The 18,533-nt window shown below is 66.0% G+C and carries 17 protein-coding genes; 11 read left to right on the plus strand and 6 right to left on the minus strand.

All coding sequences use genetic code 11. From position 1 onward, the window contains the following. Positions 1–31 precede the first annotated feature (31 nt). A complete protein-coding gene (locus LC092_RS09425) occupies positions 32–970 on the plus strand; it encodes a GNAT family N-acetyltransferase (protein ID WP_224806265.1) in 939 nt (312 codons plus the stop codon). Positions 971–979: 9 nt separating this feature from the next. Here the strand turns inward: LC092_RS09425 and LC092_RS09430 are convergent, their stop codons facing one another. Further along, positions 980–1,456 carry a GNAT family N-acetyltransferase gene (locus tag LC092_RS09430; RefSeq protein WP_224806266.1) on the minus strand — a complete coding sequence of 159 codons (477 nt, stop codon included), beginning with the start codon at positions 1,454–1,456 and terminating at the stop codon, positions 980–982. Beyond that, complete coding sequence (locus LC092_RS09435) at positions 1,453–1,755, minus strand: DUF1330 domain-containing protein (protein ID WP_224806267.1); 303 nt, start codon at positions 1,753–1,755, stop codon at positions 1,453–1,455. Before LC092_RS09435 ends, LC092_RS09430 begins: the two co-directional genes overlap by 4 nt. Before the next feature lie 193 nt (positions 1,756–1,948). Between LC092_RS09435 and LC092_RS09440 the strand changes: the two genes are divergently transcribed. Then, positions 1,949–4,147 (plus strand): transglycosylase domain-containing protein, encoded by a 2,199-nt coding sequence (locus LC092_RS09440; RefSeq protein WP_412103550.1) that lies wholly within the window; start codon positions 1,949–1,951, stop codon positions 4,145–4,147. 23 nt (positions 4,148–4,170) lie between these two features. On the opposite strand, the gene LC092_RS09445 is transcribed toward LC092_RS09440, so the two are convergent. The 4 genes from LC092_RS09445 to hrcA form a co-directional block, all read right to left on the minus strand. Further along, the gene (locus tag LC092_RS09445; protein ID WP_224806269.1) at positions 4,171–5,358 is read right to left on the minus strand and encodes a multidrug effflux MFS transporter; all 1,188 of its coding nucleotides are present in this window, start codon (positions 5,356–5,358) and stop codon (positions 4,171–4,173) included. 69 nt (positions 5,359–5,427) lie between these two features. After that, positions 5,428–6,162: a M48 family metallopeptidase gene (locus LC092_RS09450; protein ID WP_224806270.1), complete on the minus strand. Its 735-nt coding sequence runs from the start codon at positions 6,160–6,162 to the stop codon at positions 5,428–5,430. Further along, positions 6,162–6,968 (minus strand): molybdopterin-synthase adenylyltransferase MoeB, encoded by an 807-nt coding sequence (locus LC092_RS09455; RefSeq protein WP_224806271.1) that lies wholly within the window; start codon positions 6,966–6,968, stop codon positions 6,162–6,164. The genes LC092_RS09450 and LC092_RS09455 overlap by 1 nt, the downstream gene beginning before the upstream one ends. 95 nt (positions 6,969–7,063) lie before the next feature. Then, complete coding sequence (gene hrcA / locus LC092_RS09460; RefSeq protein ID WP_224806272.1) at positions 7,064–8,131, minus strand: heat-inducible transcriptional repressor HrcA; 1,068 nt, start codon at positions 8,129–8,131, stop codon at positions 7,064–7,066. Positions 8,132–8,394: 263 nt separating this feature from the next. Here hrcA and rph point away from each other — a divergent pair, with 263 nt between their 5' ends. From rph to LC092_RS09505, 9 genes are all read left to right on the plus strand, one after another. Beyond that, positions 8,395–9,108: a ribonuclease PH gene (rph, locus tag LC092_RS09465; RefSeq protein ID WP_224806273.1), complete on the plus strand. Its 714-nt coding sequence runs from the start codon at positions 8,395–8,397 to the stop codon at positions 9,106–9,108. A gap of 7 nt (positions 9,109–9,115) precedes the next feature. Next, positions 9,116–9,775, plus strand: coding sequence for an RdgB/HAM1 family non-canonical purine NTP pyrophosphatase (gene rdgB, locus LC092_RS09470; RefSeq protein ID WP_224806274.1), 660 nt, complete (start codon positions 9,116–9,118; stop codon positions 9,773–9,775). Beyond that, positions 9,772–10,929, plus strand: a complete 1,158-nt coding sequence (hemW, locus tag LC092_RS09475) for a radical SAM family heme chaperone HemW (protein ID WP_224806275.1) — start codon at positions 9,772–9,774, stop codon at positions 10,927–10,929. Before rdgB ends, hemW begins: the two co-directional genes overlap by 4 nt. Positions 10,930–11,186: 257 nt before the next feature. Continuing rightward, the gene (gene phaZ, locus LC092_RS09480; protein ID WP_412103563.1) at positions 11,187–12,782 is read left to right on the plus strand and encodes a polyhydroxyalkanoate depolymerase; all 1,596 of its coding nucleotides are present in this window, start codon (positions 11,187–11,189) and stop codon (positions 12,780–12,782) included. A 422-nt stretch (positions 12,783–13,204) separates the two neighbouring features. Further along, complete coding sequence (locus LC092_RS09485) at positions 13,205–13,996, plus strand: methyltransferase domain-containing protein (RefSeq protein ID WP_224806276.1); 792 nt, start codon at positions 13,205–13,207, stop codon at positions 13,994–13,996. A 68-nt stretch (positions 13,997–14,064) separates the two neighbouring features. Then, a complete protein-coding gene (locus tag LC092_RS09490) occupies positions 14,065–14,676 on the plus strand; it encodes an SAM-dependent methyltransferase (RefSeq protein ID WP_224806277.1) in 612 nt (203 codons plus the stop codon). Between the two features lie 52 nt (positions 14,677–14,728). Continuing rightward, positions 14,729–16,018: an MFS transporter gene (locus tag LC092_RS09495; RefSeq protein WP_224806278.1), complete on the plus strand. Its 1,290-nt coding sequence runs from the start codon at positions 14,729–14,731 to the stop codon at positions 16,016–16,018. After that, positions 16,015–17,259, plus strand: coding sequence for an ATP-grasp domain-containing protein (locus LC092_RS09500; RefSeq protein ID WP_224806279.1), 1,245 nt, complete (start codon positions 16,015–16,017; stop codon positions 17,257–17,259). Before LC092_RS09495 ends, LC092_RS09500 begins: the two co-directional genes overlap by 4 nt. Further along, positions 17,256–18,527 (plus strand): ATP-grasp domain-containing protein, encoded by a 1,272-nt coding sequence (locus LC092_RS09505; RefSeq protein ID WP_224806280.1) that lies wholly within the window; start codon positions 17,256–17,258, stop codon positions 18,525–18,527. The genes LC092_RS09500 and LC092_RS09505 overlap by 4 nt, the downstream gene beginning before the upstream one ends. Positions 18,528–18,533: the final 6 nt, after the last annotated feature.

Here is an 18,533-nt window from a genome sequence, read left to right on the forward strand (position 1 = left end):
GCCTGCCGGTGGCAAGTCGGGGAAAAACGCCATGTCCATGCAGCGATCGGGTCTCCTGTCTCCGCGCAGCCTCGTGCGGAAATTCATGCCGGCCGCCGCGCTCAAGCCGGCCTGGCTGCCGCGCCCGTCCGCGGTCACCGTCGAGCGCGCGACAACGAGCCTCGGCCGCATCGGATCTCTGGAAGTCCGGCTGGCGCGCAGCACGCGCGAAATCCGCAAGGCCCAGATGCTGCGCTACCATGTGTTCTACGAGGAAATGTCGGCAATCGCCGATGCCGAGACCCAGGCCACACGCCGCGATATCGACGCCTACGACGGGATCTGCGATCATCTGCTGGTGCTCGATCATGACGCGGTCGAGCGAAACGCCCCGTTCGGGCGCAAGAAGCCGCGGATCGTCGGCACCTACCGCCTGCTTCGGCAGGAGGTCGCCGCGCGCAAGGGCGGTTTCTATACGGCCGACGAATTCGACATCCAGGCGCTGGTCGACCGGCACCCGGGCCTGCGCTTTCTCGAGCTCGGGCGCTCCTGCGTGCTCAAGCCCTACCGGACGAAACGCACGGTCGAACTGCTCTGGCACGGGATCTGGGCCTATGTCCTCATGCACAGGATCGACGTCATGGTCGGCTGCGCTTCGATCGCGGGAACCGAGCCAGACGGAATCGCCGAGCAACTGGCCTTCCTGCACCACAATGCCCGGCCGCCGCAGGACTGGCAGGTCCGGGCCGTCGACCACCGCTACGTCGACATGAACCGGATGGCGAAAGCCGAGATCAACGACCGCCAGGCCCTTCGCGACCTGCCGCCGCTGATCAAGGGCTATCTGCGGCTTGGCGCCTATATCGGCGACGGCGCGGTGGTCGACCGCCAGTTCGGGACAACCGATGTGCTGATCGTCATGCCGGTCGCGGCGCTCAACAGCCGCTATGTCAATCACTACGGCGCCGACGCACAGCGCTACGCAAGCTAGCTCACGGGTTCAAAGCCTGCGCGCCCAGGCCGACAGCCCCCGGGCATCGGAGAGAGCGCGCAAGCCGCCCTCCAGCCGGTCGCCGTCGAGGCGCAGGAAGCCGAATCTTTCCAGGAAATCCGCCTGTCCGCTCGGCGCAAGGGTGAGAAGCGCCGGATAATAGGCCCATTGACCATATCCGATGGCGGCGGCCAGCAGCGATCTTGCGACGCCGCGGCCGCGAAGCGACCGATCCACCCCGAGAGCTGAGAGCCATAGCGCGCCATCCAGTTCGCCGGCGGCGGCGAAGGCCACCGGCCGACGGCTCTGGAACGCGGCCCAGACCCGCCCCTCCGGCGCCAGCACATCGAGTTCGGCGAGCAGATCGGCGCCGTCGGACGCAGGCATCCAGGCATCGCGGTCGCCAGCTGCCTGCCACAACGCATGAACCCGGTCGACTTCCTCGCGCTCCACGGCGCGAATGACGAAGGCGCCCGTCTCGCTCAAGGCTGGGGACCGTCGTAGCCCTCGATGACGATCAGGTCGGATACGGAGGCTTTTTCCCGCAGGCTCTTGGCATGGGCATAGGCGTCGCTGCGATAGCAGGCAAGCGCCCGATCGTAGCTGTCGAACTCGATCACCACATTACGCGCGCGGGCCGCGCCCTCGACACATTCGAACGCGCCGCCGCGCACCAGAAACCGCGCGCCATAGGCCCGGAACGCCTCGGCGTTGGCGGCGACATAATCCTTGTAGGCGTCCATGTCGGTCACATCGACCCGGCCGATCCAATATCCCTTTGCCATGCGCGCGATCTCCTCCTGAGTGTCCAGATCAAGGGGTAGGGGCTTCACCGGCCAGTGTAAAGGCCGCCGCCACCGGGCCAAGCGGGCGCGTCGGGCCGACACGCTTAACACCCCCTTAAATTGCCGCATTTAGACTTCAGATCCGCAGACATTCACAAGGGACAGTCTGCCCCGCATCAACCAGATCGGACCCATGGCTCGAGGATCGTCACGCAGAAGCCGGCAAGAGCCGCGCCTCGACATGCACGCCTCCGACCGCACCGGTGGCACGCTCGACATGCGCCTGACCAAGGCGGACCGGCCGGGCGCCGTCGGCAAGAAGCCGGCGCGCCCCGCATCCGCCAAGCGCGGATCCGGACAGAGCGGCGGATCCGGCGGCGGTTCGCGCCGCAAGACGGGCAGCGCGCGCAAGCGCACGCGATCGGCACGCGCGCGGCGGGGCGGCCTGGGCGGTTTCCTGCGCCGCGTCGCCTATTGGAGCGTCGTGCTGTGCATCTGGGGCGGCATCGCCGGCATCGGCGTGCTCGGCTATTACGCCGCCTATCTGCCGCCGACCTCCGAATGGAAGGTGCCGCAGCGCCCGCCGAACGTGCGCATCGTCGCGGCCGACGGAACGCTGGTGGCCAACCGCGGCGACACCGGCGGCGAGGCCGTGCGGCTTGAGCAGCTCCCGCCCTATCTGCCGCAGGCGGTGATCGCCATCGAGGACCGACGCTTCCATTCGCACTTCGGCCTCGACCCCATCGGCCTCGCCCGTGCGATGGTCACCAATGTCACGACCGGGCGGCTGGTCCAGGGCGGCTCGACGCTGACCCAGCAGCTTGCCAAGAACCTCTTCCTGGAGCCGGATCGCACGCTGAAACGCAAGGTTCAGGAGGCCGTTCTCGCGCTCTGGCTGGAGGCCAATCACTCCAAGGAAGAAATCCTGGAGATGTATCTGAACCGGGTCTATCTCGGGGCCGGCGCCTATGGCGTTGATGCCGCCGCGCGGCGCTATTTCGACAAGTCCGCGCGCATGCTCAACGTCGCCGAGGCGGCAACACTCGCCGGTCTTCTGAAGGCGCCTTCGCGCTATGCCCCGACACGCAATCCCGACCTTGCGGCGGCACGCGCGGCGACCGTGCTCGCGGCCATGGCGGAGGAAGGTTATCTCACCGAGCGTGAGGCAACCGACGCCATCGCCGCGCCGATGCGCGTCGTTACCCATCACACGTCGGCGAGCGAAAACTATGTCGCGGACTGGGTGATGGAGCTCCTGCCGAGCTACGTCGGCGGCATCGAGCAGGACATCATCGTCGACACCACCATCGACCTCGGACTTCAGATCGTGGCGGAAGACGCGCTTCGCCGGACGCTTGCCGACGAGGGAACGAAGCGCGGCGTCGAACAGGGCGCCATCGTCACGCTCGACCGCTCCGGGGCCGTCAAGGCGCTGGTGGGCGGGCGCGACTATGCCCGCAGCCAGTTCAACCGCGCGGTCAACGCCCATCGCCAGCCGGGCTCCGCCTTCAAGCCCTTCGTCTATCTCGCCGCGCTCGAACGCGGGCTGACCCCGAACACCATGCGGGTCGACGAGCCGGTCAGGATCGGCAAATGGGCGCCGAAGAACTATTCGAAATCCTATCGCGGACCGGTCAGCCTCACCGAGGCGCTGTCGCTGTCGCTCAACACGGTCGCGGCCAAACTGGCGGACGAGGTCGGTCCGCGCGCGATCATCCGCAGCGCCCGCAAGCTCGGCATCACCTCGCCGATGCAGTCGAACCTCTCCATCGCGCTCGGCACGTCGGAGGTCACGCCGCTGGAAATCGCCGCCGCCTATGTGCCGTTTTCCAACGGCGGCTATGCCATCGTCCCGCATGTCATCCGCTCGATCCGCACCTCCGACGGCAAGCTGCTCTATGCCCGACAGGGCGATGGCGCGGGTCGCGTCATCGACCACAGCACCTTGTCGGACATGAACATGATGATGGCGGAAACGCTGCTGACCGGAACGGGGCGCGCGGCGCAGCTTGAGGGTCGACCGGCCGGCGGAAAGACCGGCACCAGCCAGGATTTCCGCGACGGATGGTTCATCGGCTACACGGGAACCTTCACCACCGCCGTCTGGCTCGGCAATGACAACAATTCGCCGACGAAACGGGCAACCGGTGGCTCGCTGCCGGCAAAAATCTGGAAAGAGGTGATGACGGCCGGTCATCAGGGACTTGCGGTCGCGGGCCTGCCGGGCGTGTCCGACCGTCCCCTGACGGTGGCACAGCCGGCGCGCAACCCGAACGCGCCCGTGCCGGTCGCTCCGGCCGAGGGCGATCCCGACCGACGCCTGCCGCCGATGCGAGATGACGCACAGGGCGGCGGGCCGCTCGACCTGCTCAACCGGATCTTCGGCGGCTAGGAAAGCCCACCGCAGCCGATCCCTTACAGCGCGCGGCGTGCGCCGCGGGTCGTGAAGAAGACAAGGGCCGCGAGAAAGCCATGGACGGCGATGATCGCGGCCAGCGCCAGGCCCGAGCCGTCGAGCGAGGCACTGACGCCGATGCCGATCACAGCGGCCGTTGCCATCTGCCCGATACCCATGAGCGAAGAGGCCGTGCCGGCACGCTCCGGAAAGGGCATCAGTGCCGCCGCCTGGGATTGCGGCAGCGCGAGGCCGACGCCGGCCATATAGATCATCATCGGGGCGACGACAGAGGCGGCCGAGGGCGCGAGGCCAAGCGCGATCAGCATCGCCGCTCCGCCAACCGCCAGACAACCGACGCCAAGCGCAATCGTTCGCTCCACGCCGTGGCGCGGCGCGACCTTCTGGCCGATCACGGTTCCGCAGACATAGGCGCCCGCGCAGATGCCGAAGGCGATGCCGTAGACCGACGGCGTCAATCCATAGCCGTCCTGCAGCACGAAGGACGATCCCGAAATGAAGGCGAAGAGGCCGGAATAGGTCAGCGTGACGATGATCAGATAGGCACGAAACAGCCCGTGGCGCAGCAACGAGGCAAAGCCGCGCAACAGCGCGGCCGGCGAGAACCGCTCGGTTTCGGGCTGCTTCAGGGTTTCCGGAAGTCCGCGCGCGATGGCAAGCATCACCACCACGGCGAAGACGAGCGAGACCAGAAAGACGAACCGCCAGCCGCCGGCACTTGCGATCAGACCGCCGAAGAACGGCGCGATCGCCGGGGCAAGGCCCATGATCGAGCCCATGCGGGCGAGTTCCTGGCCGGCACGCGGCCCCTCATAGAGATCGCGCACCACGGCGCGTGCCAGAACCACGGGACCTGCCGCGCCGAAGGCCTGCAGGAACCGTGCGACAATCAGGATCTCCACCGTCGGCGCCAGCGTGCAGGCGAGGCTCGCCACGGCATAGATGGCAAGACCCGTGAGCAGGACGGGCTTGCGTCCGAGCCGGTCGGCGAGCGGACCGTAGAAGATCTGTCCAACGGCGAAGCCGACCAGAAACATCGACAGCGTCAGCTGGACGGAGGCATTGACGGTTCCCAGGTCGCGCATGATGCCGGGCAGGGCCGGGAGATACATGTCGGTCGACAGCGGTCCGAGCGCCGTCAGGCAGGCAAGCAGGATCGTCAGCAACCACGTGTCCGGCTTGAGCATGCGAAACATCCCTGAGGCATTCGGCGAGAGCGGCCGGAATCGGCCGCGAAAGGAAATGGCGGGCGGCGGTCAGCCGTAAAGATGCAGGGAGCCCCCCTCCTGCCGCAACCAGGCGCGGGCCTCGTCCGTCTGCGGGGCGAGATCCCGGCACAGGCGCCAGAAGGCCGGTCCGTGGTTCATCTCGGCGAGATGGGCAACCTCATGCGCTGCGACGTAATCCAGGATCGCGGGCGGCGCAAGCACGAGACGCCAGCAAAACGACAGCTGCCCGGTGGCGCTGCAGGAGCCCCAGCGGCTGCGGGTGTCGCGAAGGGTGATCCCGGACGGCTGGCGGCCGAGCGTTGTCGCATGCAGCGCGACCGCCGTCTCCAGATCCCGCCGCGCCTCCCGCTTCAGCCAGTCGCGCAGCCGGCGCGGCAGATGGTCGGGCCCGCCGGGAACGCTGAGAACCGGCCCGCTTTCACCGTCGCGTACCCGCACCAGTCCGCGCAGCCCGTCGGCGGCCTCGATGACATGCTCGACACCGCGGAAGGGGAGGCTCGATCCGTCGGCAAAGGGCGTGATGTCCGCGCGCTTTTCAAGCTGACCCGCAAGCCAGCCGCGCTGCCGCTCGGCAAAGGCCCGCGCCGTCTCCAGCGTGCCGCGTGCCGGCACCGTCAGCACCGGGTCGCCGCCGCTGGCGGGAACCCGGAGGATGTAGCGTTTGGCGCGCGGATTGCGCACCAGCCGGACCGTCAGGCGCCGGGCATCAAGTGTCAGGTCCAGCGCATCCGGAAGGGGGTCGGTCGCGCGAAACCAGCGCATCACCCGCGCCCCGCCAGATCGTCATAGCGAAGCGGTGCTTCGCCGTTCAGCGGATTTTTCGCCGACCAGCGGTAGCGGATCGTCTCGAAGCGCATGTCGCGCGCATCGACCAGAAGCAGCCGCCCGACCAGCCCCTCGCCAAAGCCGGCGATCTCCTTGATCGCCTCCATCGCCTGCATGGTTCCGATCATGCCGGTGAGCGCGCCCAGAACGCCGGCTTCCGCGCAGGTCGGCACGATGCCCTCGGCGGGACGGTCAGGGAAGATGCAGCGATAGGTCGGATTCGGCGTGCCGTCGGCAGCGGTCTCGTGAGGTTTCAGCAATGTCAGCGACCCGTCGAGACGTCCGACCGCTCCCGTCACCAACGGCTTTTTGGCGAAGAAACAGGCATCCGAAACCAGATAGCGGGTGGCAAAATTGTCCGACCCGTCGACCACGAGATCATAGCGCGAAATCAGCGTCAGCGCATTGTGCGGCGCGAGCCGTTCCGCATGGGGCTCGACCTTGACGTGCGGATTGAGCCGCGAGATCGCCTCCGCGGCGCTGGCGACCTTGGGTTCGCCAAGCTGGTCGGTGTCATGGATGACCTGACGCTGCAGGTTGGACAGCGAGACGGTGTCATTGTCGACGACCCCGAGCGTTCCGACGCCGGCGGCGGCGAGATACTGAAGCACGGGCGAGCCGAGACCGCCCGCGCCGATGACCAGCACGCGGGCAGCTTTCAGTTTCTGCTGTCCCGGACCGCCCACGTCCTGAAGGACGATATGACGGGCGTAGCGTTCGAGTTCGGCAGGGCTCAGGCTCATGTCAGGCTCGTTCTTGAAATTCGTGAGGCCAGCGGCCGCGACAGGGCGCTGCGGCGGGACGCACGCCCGGCGGCATGCCACCTTGTCACGGCATATCAGCGCAGCAGGCGTCCGACCAGACGGGCGGTGTAATCGACCATCGGAATGATGCGCGCGTAGTTCAGCCGGGTCGGGCCGATCACGCCGAGAACGCCGATGATCCGTTCGTCCTGGTCCCGGAACGGCGAGACGACGATGGAGGATCCCGAGAGGGAAAACAGCTTGTTCTCCGACCCGATGAAGATGCGCACCCCGTCGCCGCCCTCGGCAGCGGTCAATAGCTGGATCAGGTCGCGCTTGTTTTCCAGATCGTCGAACAGCAGGCGGATGCGCTCAAGGTCCTGTTCCGCCTCCAGATCCGACAAAAGGTTGGAGCGGCCGCGCACGATGAGCGAACCAACCTCGCCCCCGGTTCCCGCCCGCGTCGCGATGCCGAGTTCGACGAGTTTGGCGGTGAGTTCGTCGAGTTCCGCCTGATGCCGGTCGCGCTGCGCCTCAAGCTCGACGCGGGCCTCCGCCAGCGTGCGGCCCCGAATCAGGTTGGTGAGATAATTCGACGCCTCGATCAGCGCCGATTGCGGCAGGCCGGGCGGCAGGTCGACGATGCGATTTTCAACCGAGCCGTCGTCGGCCACCAGAACCACCAGCGCCTTCAGCGGCTCGATGCGGACGAATTCGACATGGCGCAGGCGCGCATCGGCCTTGTGGGTGAAGACCACACCGGCACCGCGCGACAGGCCGGACAGCATCTGGCTGGCTTCCGTCAGCAATTGTTCCGAGGTGCGTTCGCTCTGGGCGGCCTTCACCTGGATCTCGATCTGCGAGCGCTCCTCGCGGGTGAGATCGCCGACCTCCAGCAGCGCATCGACAAAGAAACGCAAGCCGCCCTCGGTCGGCAGGCGTCCGGCGGAGGTATGCGGCGCATAGAGCAATCCGGCATGCTCCAGATCCGACATGATATTGCGGATGGAGGCCGGAGACAGGCGGATCGACGGGTGACGGGAGAGATTGCGCGAGCCAACGGGCTCGCCCGTGTCCAGGTAGCTCTCGACAATCGCCCGGAAAATCTCGCGCGAGCGCTGGTCCAGCTCGCTCAGGCTGACGGAGGGAACACCCAATGTCACGTTTGCATTCCTCGTTTTCCAGATCGCAACGGCTGACAGGCCATTCGACCTTCCCCGGAATATAACGCGTCTTTGCGCGATAGAGAGGTCCTGTCTTGCATTTTTCGGGCACCTCGACCCGGAAGCGGCGCGCTCCGGCGCGTCGGCGCGCGCGACCATAGGCAGAGAAGCGTTTTCTCGCGGCTCCGTTTGCATTAGAAGTGCGGCCAACACACGGCGGGCGCAAGCGACGCGCCGCCAGAACCGGCAGGAAAGGGATCCACATGCGGCCATCCAAACGTGCAGCAGACGAGTTGCGCGCCGTCACACTGGAGCGCGGCGTCTCGAAACACGCGGAAGGCTCGTGCCTCGTCAAGTTCGGCGACACCCATGTCCTGTGCACCGCAAGCCTCGAGGAGCGCATTCCGCCGTGGCTGCGCGGGCAGAACCGCGGGTGGGTCACGGCCGAATACGGCATGCTGCCGCGCGCCACCGGCGACCGCATGCGCCGCGAGGCCTCCGCCGGCAAGCAGTCCGGCCGCACCCAGGAAATTCAGCGCCTGATCGGTCGCTCGCTGCGCGCGGTCGTCGATCTGCCGTCGCTCGGCGAACGCCAGATCTCGGTCGATTGCGACGTTCTCCAGGCCGATGGCGGCACGCGCACGGCCGCGATCACCGGCGCCTGGGTGGCGCTGAAGGATTGCATCGAGTGGATGCGGGCGCGCGAGATGGTCTCCGCGCCGGTGCTGAAGGACCATATCGCCGCGATTTCCTGCGGCATCTACGGCGGCAAGCCGGTGCTCGACCTCGATTATCTTGAAGATTCCGACGCCGACACCGATGCGAATTTCGTGATGACCGGCTCCGGCGGCATCGTCGAGATCCAGGGCACGGCGGAGGGCACGCCCTTCTCAGAAGAGGAATTCGCCCAGCTGCTGGCCCTTGCCAAGAAGGGGATCGGGCAGTTGGTCGATTTCCAGAAAATGGCGATTTCCTGAGGATCCCATGTCCAACGCCAGTGAGACACCGCACCGCCGGCTCGAGCCGGGCCGCATCGTGATCGCCAGCCACAATCCCGGCAAGTTGCGCGAGATCGAGGATCTCATGGCGCCCTACGGGTTTAAGGTGGTTTCCGCCGGCGCGCTCGACCTGCCCGAGCCGGAAGAGACCGGCACGACCTTCGAGGCCAACGCCGAACTGAAGGCCGTCGCGGCGGCGACCGCCAGCGGCCTGCCGGCCCTTGCCGACGACAGTGGCTTTTGCGTCGCGGCCCTTGACGGTCAGCCGGGCGTCTATTCGGCGCGCTGGGGCGGTCCGGAGAAGGACTTCGCCATGGCCATGCGCACGGTGGAGGAAAAGCTGCAGGCGGCCGGCGCCACGACCGACGCACAGCGGCGCGGATCCTTCGTCGCGGTGCTGTGCCTGGCGTGGCCGGACGGGGAAAGCGTGTTCTTCCGCGGCGAGATCGAAGGACAGATCGTCTGGCCGCCGCGCGGCGACGGCGGGTTCGGCTACGACCCGATGTTCCAGCCCGACGGTCACAGCCGCACCTTCGCGGAAATGTCGCCGGAGGAGAAACACGGCCGCTCGCTGGACGGCCCGGCCCTGTCCCATCGTGCCCGCGCCTTTCAGACGTTTTCGAAAGCCTGCCTGGAGAGCGCATGACTTACGAGGGCGACGGCGGGTTCGGCATCTATGTGCATTGGCCGTTCTGCGAGGCCAAATGCCCCTATTGCGATTTCAACAGTCACGTCCGCCATGCGGGCGTCGACCAGCCCCGCTTCGCGCGCGCCTTCGAGCGTGAACTGAAGACCTTTGCCGAGCGCACGCGCGGACGGCGGGTCGATTCCATCTTTCTGGGCGGCGGCACGCCGTCGCTGATGGATCCGGCGACGGTCGCCCGCGTGCTCGACGCGATCTCCGGGCTGTGGAGCGTGGCTCCCGATGCGGAAATCACAATGGAGGCCAACCCCTCCTCCGTCGAGGCAACCCGCTTCAAGGGCTATCGCGCGGCCGGCGTCAACCGGCTGTCGCTCGGCGTCCAGGCGCTGAACGATCCGGACCTGAAACGCCTCGGGCGCCTGCATGATGTCGCTCAGGCCAAAACGGCGATCGGCATCGCCCGCGACACGTTTCCGCGCATTTCCTTCGACCTGATCTACGCGCGGCCCGACCAGACGGCACGCGATTGGCAGGCGGAACTCTCCGAGGCCATCGATCTCGCGGCCGACCATCTGTCGCTCTATCAACTGACGATCGAGCAGGGCACGCCCTATTTCGAGCTTCAGCGCACCGGCAAGCTGATCGTGCCCGATCCGGACACCGCCGCCCATCTCTACGACCTGACGCAGGACATCTGCGAGACGCGCGGCATGCCGGCCTATGAGGTGTCGAACCACGCCGTTCCCGGCGCGGAATCGCGCCACAATCTCGTCTACTGGCGCTACGGCGACTATGTCGGCGTCGGTCCCGGCGCGCATGGGCGCCTGACGGGGGGCAACGGCAAGTTCGCGACCGCGACGGAGCGCCACCCGGAAACCTGGCTCGAGGCTGTCGAGACCCGCGGCGACGGCCTGGTCGAGGATCAGGCGCTGACCCAGGAAGAACAGGGCGACGAATATCTGGTGATGGGCCTGCGGCTGGTGGAAGGCATCGACCTGACCCGCTACGAGGCCATCGCCGGCCGGGCAATCGATTCAAGGCGCATCGCCCAGCTTGTGGAACATGGCATGGTGGAGCATCTGGAGGACAATCGGGTCCGCGCCACGCCGGCCGGATTCCTCGTTCTTGACGCCGTCGTCGCCGACCTGGCCGCCTGACAGGGCAGATTTCACGAGAATCGAAAGATTTTTTGCATCGCAACAGGTTGCGCGCGCATCCCTTTTCGTCCGAGCGCGGCATTTTTGCAGCAATTGCGGAGTATCGACCTCCGTCGCGGTTGATGCGACGCAATCTCTTTGTCATATTATTTTGCAATGCGAAATAAATGTCGCGGCCGTCCGTGCGACAGGGCCGGGACCAAAGAAGGGTCGATCGCGTGCCATTCTATCATATGTATGAATTCAATCACGCGGCCATGAGTCCGATGCGGGCGACGGCCGACATGACCCGCCTCTATTTCCAGAACCCGCTCAACCCGCTCACCCATACGCCCCTCGGCCGTTCGGTCGCAGCCGGGTGCGAGCTGGTCGAGCGCATGACGCGGCGCTACGGAAAACCGGAATTCGGGCTCGACGAAACCACCGTCAGCGGCGTCAAGGTTCCGGTCCGCGAGGAAGTGGTCTGGAGCAAGCCGTTCTGCAATCTGCTGCATTTCGACCGCAAGCTCGGCACGAAGCAGCGCCAGGATCCCAGGATCCTCATCATCGCGCCGATGTCGGGCCACTATGCGACCTTGCTGCGCGGCACGGTGGAAACGCTTCTTCCGCGCGCCGATGTCTATATCACCGACTGGATCGACGCGCGCATGGTGCCTGCAAACCAGGGCCGCTTCGATCTCGACGACTACATCGACTACGTCATCGAGATGCTGCATTTCCTGGGTCCGGACACCCATGTGATGGCGGTCTGCCAGCCCTCGGTGCCCGTGCTTGCCGCCGTCGCCGTGATGGAGGGGCACGACGATCCGATGGCACCGGCGACAATGACGCTGATGGGCGGGCCGATCGACACGCGGATCAATCCGACGGCGGTCAACAAGCTTGCCGAAAGCAAGGGCATCGACTGGTTCCGCCGCAACGTGATCATGAAGGTTCCCTTCCCGCAACCGGGCTTCATGCGCGACGTCTATCCGGGCTTTCTGCAACTCTCGGGCTTCATGAGCATGAACCTCGACCGACACATGACAGCCCATCACGAGTACTTCCAGCACCTGATCGACGGAGACGGCGACAGCGCGGAGAAGCACCGCGAGTTCTACGACGAGTATCTCGCGGTGATGGATCTCACCGCGGAGTTCTACTTGCAGACCGTGGAGACGGTGTTCATCACCCACGCCCTTCCGAAAGGCGAGTTCCGCCATCGCGGCGAGCTCGTCGATTGCAGCAAGATCCGTCGTACGGCGCTGCTCACGGTGGAAGGCGAGAAGGACGACATCACCGGCGGCGGCCAGACCAAGGCGGCGCACGACCTGTGCACCGGCCTCGCCGCCGACATGCAGGCCCATTACACGCAGCCCGCGGTCGGCCACTACGGGGTGTTCAACGGATCGCGCTTCCGCTCGGAAATCGCCCCGCGGGTGATGGATTTCATCCGCACCCACTACAAGCGTCCGAACAACGCGCCCGCGCTGCCGGAAAGCCCGTTTGAAGTGGCTGTTGCGACCAAGACCGGCTCGACCGCGCCAGCCGCCAGCGCCACTCAGGAAAAGCCCGCCACAAAGGCAAAGCCGGCCCCCCGGGCAAAGGCCGGAAAGCTCAGCGATCCGCTTGCCGAGGTGCTTCTGGCGGAGCCGCAGGGCGCGGCTGACGATCTCACCGCAATCAGCGGCGTTGGTCCGAAGCTGCAAACCGCCCTGAACGGCGCCGGCATTTTCCACTATTGGCAGATTGCCGCGCTGACCGATGCGCAGATCGCAGCGCTCGACAGCAAGCTCGACTTCCGCGGACGGATCGAACGCGACGGCTGGATCGAGCAGGCGCGCAAGCTGGCGAAGCAACCGGCCGAGGGCTGAACGCATTCCGTCTGTTGTACGTGTGTTCGACTGCCATTTTGGGGCGGGACCGTTACGGTCCCGCCCCTTTTTTCGTTCCGGTTCCTGCAACACCGCCATTGCGGGGAGAGGACCGCCAGTCTGTGGCCCGCGCCACTGATCTGCGGATCGCTTCTAAACGGCCTGGATCATTTCGACGGCCGCCCCTTTTCCGGCAGGACGCGCTCAGGCGGGGCGGCGCGGCGCGTTTCCGGTTGACAATCCGCGATATACAACTTTAGATTTTAAATTGTCGAGCGATACACCCGGGTTACAGCCCTCGACCGGGCTGCGGATTCCTCAAGGTATACGCCGGAATCGCGCGCACCCAAAGGGGGGGCGAAACGGCGCTTGCGGAGCGCTGAAGGCAAATTCGCGCGACAGGATGCAAGCGGGAGCAGGCAATGGAAGCGCAGGTAGAAAACGCCAAGCCGGAAAAGCGCGCGACAGCAACGTCCCGGCGGGGCGAGGCCGACGCGGGTCAGATTGCCAGCGTGGGCAACAACATCACCGCGGCCAATGCCGGCTGGACCTTCGGCGGCCAGACGCCCAATCACTTTGCCGATCACGTGCGCCGCTCCATCCCGATGTATGCCGAGGGGCACAAGCTCGCCTGTGAGTTGAGCGACTACTTCGTTCAGGACGGCACCGCCTGTTACGAGCTTGGCAGCTCGGTCGGCGAGCTGATTGCCAAGGTCGCGACCCGGCATGCGGCGCATCAGAATGTCCGCTGGGTCGGCATCGACAGCGTCGAGGCGATGACGCTGAAGGCGCGCGAGGAACATGGCCATCTCGGCATCGAGTTCGTCACCTCCGATATTCTGCGGTTCGCCTTCGAGCGCGCAAATCTCTTCCTGTCCTACTACACGATCCAGTTCACCCCGCTGGCGGTTCGGGCGCAACTGATCCGGAAACTCTACGATTCCCTGCTGCCCGGCGGCGGACTGATCATGTTCGAGAAGGTCCGGGGATCGGATCCGGTGGCGCAGGATCTTCTCTCCAGCCTCTATGTCGACTTCAAGATGGAGCAGGGCTTCCACCCAGCGGAGATCATCGCGAAAAGCAAGAGCCTCAAGGGCATTTTGAACCCGCAGACGTCGGAGGAAAACGTCCGGGCCTTGCGCGAGGCCGGCTTCTCGTCGGTCTTCACGGTGATGCGCTACCTCAGCTTCGTCGGCTACCTGGCGATCAAGTAACAATGACTGATCCTGCGAAAACAAACGCGAAGATCGACGATGGCGCACGATCGACGCCGGAAGACTACATGGCATCGTTGCAGCGCTATTATGGCGATCTCTATGCCGAACAGCCCGTCTGCACGCGCGGCTATCGCAATCTACGCGCGATCGAGGATTACTATGATGCGCTGTGCCAGCCGCAGGCGCCGCGCTCCATGCTCGACATCGGCTGCGGGCAGGGCGAACTCACCGCCTTCTTCGCGGACAAGGGCGCTCGGGCCGTCGGCGTCGACCTGATCGAAAATCCGCTCTGGGCCGACCTCATGGCGACCCGCCAGGGACGATTGTCCTTTCGCGCCGGAGACTTCATGGAGGCCGATTTCCCGGAGCCGTTCGACGTGATCGTCGACAGCGGATGCTTTCATCATCAGCATCCGGACGTCCAGCCGCTCTATCTCGACAGGATCCGCGCGCTTGTTGCCCCCGACCGGGGAAAATTCGTGCTCTCGCTCTTTGAGACCAACCGCGAGATCGAAGACGACGGCATCCAGGTGATGCGCGACGGTCGGTTTGCCCGGACGGCCTCGATGGACTGGGTGGCGCCCTTCCTCGCCGAGCACGGCTTCACGGTACGCGAGACGCTGCGGGTGCCGCGCGAAGACGGAACGCCCTATTGCCTCGTGGTGCATGCCGAATGACCGTGCACCAGCCACCTCTCGTGCGGCGCCGCCCGAACCGAGGCGTGCGGGAATGAGCGGACGTCTGCAGTCCCAGTTCTTTCTGGGGCATTTCATCTGGAACCTGGCGTTTCTCCAGGGCGTGTTGATCTTCTTCTACGCCGACCGCGGATTGAGCCTCGCGGAGGTTTTCCTGATCAAGAACATGGTCTCGGTGATCGTGGTCGTGATGGAGATCCCGTCGGGCCTGGTGTCCGATCTCTTCGGCCGCCGCCGCGCGCTGATCATCGGGGCCGTCGCAAAATTCCTTGGCTGCCTGATCATCGCGACAAGCTCGCAATTCGGCCTGCTTGCCATCGCCTACGGCCTGATCGGCGTCGGCGTCAGCTTCTACAGCGGCACCAATATCGCCGTTGTCTACGAAATGGAAAAGGCCAACGCGGATCCGGCGGCGCGCCACCGGGCGCTGGCCCAGATGGGCATTCTTGCAGGGCTCGCCCAGTTCAGCTCGACGCTGCTCGGCGGGCTGATCGCCACATGGTCGCTTGATATGGTCGGCTGGATCAATGCCGCCGGCGCCTTCGCGGCGGTGCTGGTCTTTCTGTCCTACCGCCTGCCGGAGCAGGACCGGACCCCGGCGGCGGCGACAGCCACGCCAAAACGCTCCCGGCTGCAGATGGCCCGCAGCGGGCTGCGGCATCTGGCCGGACACGGCAATGCCGCCGCCATTGTCACGGCGGCGGTCATGGTCGTCGCGCTGTTCATGCCGATGATCGCGATTACCACCTATCAGGGTGTCTGGAAGGAAATGGGAGCAGCGCTGGAACTCGCGGCCATCGCGACGGCCGTCGCCGGCCTGCTGAGTGCCGGGGCGAGCTACCTGGTGAAACGCTTCATGGTGGCGGTCGCGCCGGTGCGCTTTGCCGTCGTGGCATTCCTCCTGCTGGAGGTCTCGGTGCTGCTCGGCGCGCTCGACTGGATCGCAATGACCTTCGTGTCCATCGCCTTGATGGAGATCCTGCGCGCCTATGTGCTTATCGTCGGTTCGGTGATCGTAAACGACGCGGTGGAGGACCGGTTTCGCGCAACCATCAATTCGGCAATCAGCCTGGCGACCCGCATCGTCGTGGTGGTGTTGTCACCGGTCTGGGCCTTCCTGTTGCAGGATGCCGGCCACGCCTCGGCCTTCGTCTGGCTGGCCGCCATCTATGCGGCGCTCTTCGCAGCGATCGCCATTGCGGGCCTCGCCGTGCGGGCTTCGGGGGCGCGGTCCGCGGCGCCGGCGCCCCCGGCTGCCGCTTCCAGCACCGCTGCAACGGCCCACACCCATCCCACACGCCCGGGCGAGGAGCAGTCTCCATGAACCGACGACGCATTCTCATCCTGGATCGCGATGGCGCTCCGCGCTACACGGACACCGACGGCACGTTCCAGCCTTCGCCGCAGCGTCATCATGTCTCGGTCATTACCAAACAGGCGCATGAAGCCGGTTTCAGCACCGTTTCCGGGCTGGATCTTCACGTCGCCGATACCGACCACGATCTGGACGCGCTGATGGCGATCGCCGAAGATCTCCATCACTGGCAGTCTTTCGACGGGATCGTCGCGCTCTCCGAGCGCCACATCCTGCCAGCGGCCGCGTTTCGCGCACGTCACGGCATCGTCGGGCGCCAGCCGGACGATGCCCTTGCGCTGCGCGACAAGCTCACGATGGCGCAAAGGGTCCGCTCCGCCGGCATTCCCGTCCCGGAACAGATCTGTCTCGCGGACACCGCCGGCGTCCGGGCGTTGCTTGCCCGACACGGGCGGATCGTGGTCAAACCGCGCGACGGGATGGGATCGGCCGGCGTCCGCGTGGTGGACAGCCGGTCAGAGCTTGATGTGCTGCTCGACCTTGCCGGCAGTGACGCCCAGGACCAGCTTGCCGCGCAATACCTCGAAAACCGGGAGTTTCATGTCGAGGCCGTGACGATTGGCGGGCAGGTCGCCTTTTCGGAGTGCTTCGAATACATCGGCCACCCGTTGCGGTTTCGCGATCTCGCAACGCGGCGCGGAGTCACCGTCCGCGATGGGCCCCTGCAGACGCGCATCCTCGACCTGAATGCGGCAGCGCTTGGCGCGCTCGGGTTCCAGAACGGCGTTTCCCACCTCGAATGCTTCCTCACACCGAGGGGAGAGCTCTATTTCGGCGAAGTGGCCGGCCGTCCCGGCGGAAGCGGGATCAGCGATTGCGTTGCCGGCCTTTGGGGCGTCGACACCGGCGCTTGCGGCGCACTCCTCGAGGTCGGATTGCCGGTCGACCTGCAGCCGGTGGCGAGGTTCCCCGCCGGCGGCTGGATCGCAATCTATCCAAGGGCTGGCACATTGCAGACGGTGTCTTCGCTCGCCGCCTTCCGCGACGACTGGATCACCTATGCCGAGATCCTGTGCCGGCCGGGGCAGACCCTGATCGCGCCGATCATGAGCGGCGCCTCGATCGCCCGGTTTTCCGTTGGCGGCGACACGCCGACACAGGTACGGAATCGGCTGGAGGAGGTTTCGCGTCGGTTCACCTTTCATGTGGGAGAGGCCGCGGACGGGGTCCGGGAGGCACGGGCCTCATGACCCGGGGCCAGCAGGCTACGCCCCGCAGCCGTCTACTCCTTGTCGGCGGCTGGTCCGCAATCGTCGAAAAGGCCCTGCGCTGCGCCGATGAGGTCGTGCTGTTTCATGGCACTCCCGAGGAAATCGAGCCGGTGTTGCGGACCACCTGTCGGGCCGTGGAGACCGTGGACACGCGGAACGAAAATGCCTGCGTCTCGCGGGCGCGGACACTTCACCAAACCCTCCCGTTCACGGCGGTTGCCGCCGTGCGCGATGTCGATTGCCTGGCCGCGGCCGGCATTCGCGATGCCTTGGGGATTGCGGGCAACAGCCGGACGGCCGTGGATCTGACCCGCAACAAGATCGCGATGCGCCAGACCCTTGCCGGCGGCCCGCTCGACACCGTTGCCTGGGCGCCCGCGCATGACCGGGCAACGGCCCGTCTGGCCATCGACGTGCTGAGTGCGGCATCGGGACAGCCCGTGATCGTCAAGCCCGCGACGGGGCGGGGCAGTCTCGACGTGCGCCTTGTCTCGCGCGAAACGGCGGAGGAGGTTCTCGCAAGCTACCCGGAGACGACCGTTGCCGGAGGCCTGATCGTGGAACGCTTCGTCGACGGTGCGGAATACAGCGTGGAAACGGTTTCGCTGAACGGACACCATCACCTGCTTGGCGTGACCGAAAAACTCAATCCGCCGCGCCCGCCCTATTTCGTCGAGGAGGGGCACCTGTTCCCCAAGCGCCTGCCGGACCTGATGCTGACCCGCATCCGCGAACGGATTTTCCTGCTGCTGGAAATCCTGGGGATCGAGCACGGGCTTTGCCATACCGAAATCAAGATCGACGGCGAGCAGGTGCATCTGATCGAAACCCATGCGCGTCCGGCCGGCGACCGCATCTGGCGATTGATGGAACTCGCCCTTGGCATCGATCCCATCGAGATCAGTTTCACCGCGCTTGTCGGACGGACGGCAGCGCTTCCCGACGAAGTGCCGGCGGCGCGCTTTGCCGCAATCGGCTATGTGAGCGGGGACGGCGGTCCCGTTCCCGCGATACCGCTCGCGGACGCCATCCGCGAGATCCCGGGACTGACGGAAAGCCGCCAGTTGTATCCAGCCGGCACCATCGCACCGCCGACGCGGGACTCCTACTCCAGACATGCCTTCGTGATTCTCGCCGACCCTTGCGAGACCGCCTTGCGCGACAATCTGGAGACCGCCCTGTCCCGCGCAAGGGTCGCCTGCGCCTGCTCGGAAAGGCCCGTCGTTGCCGAGGGTGTGGGCCGGTAAACGGGG

It is taken from the genome of Stappia stellulata (genome assembly GCF_020176715.1).
Lineage (GTDB): Bacteria > Pseudomonadota > Alphaproteobacteria > Rhizobiales > Stappiaceae > Stappia.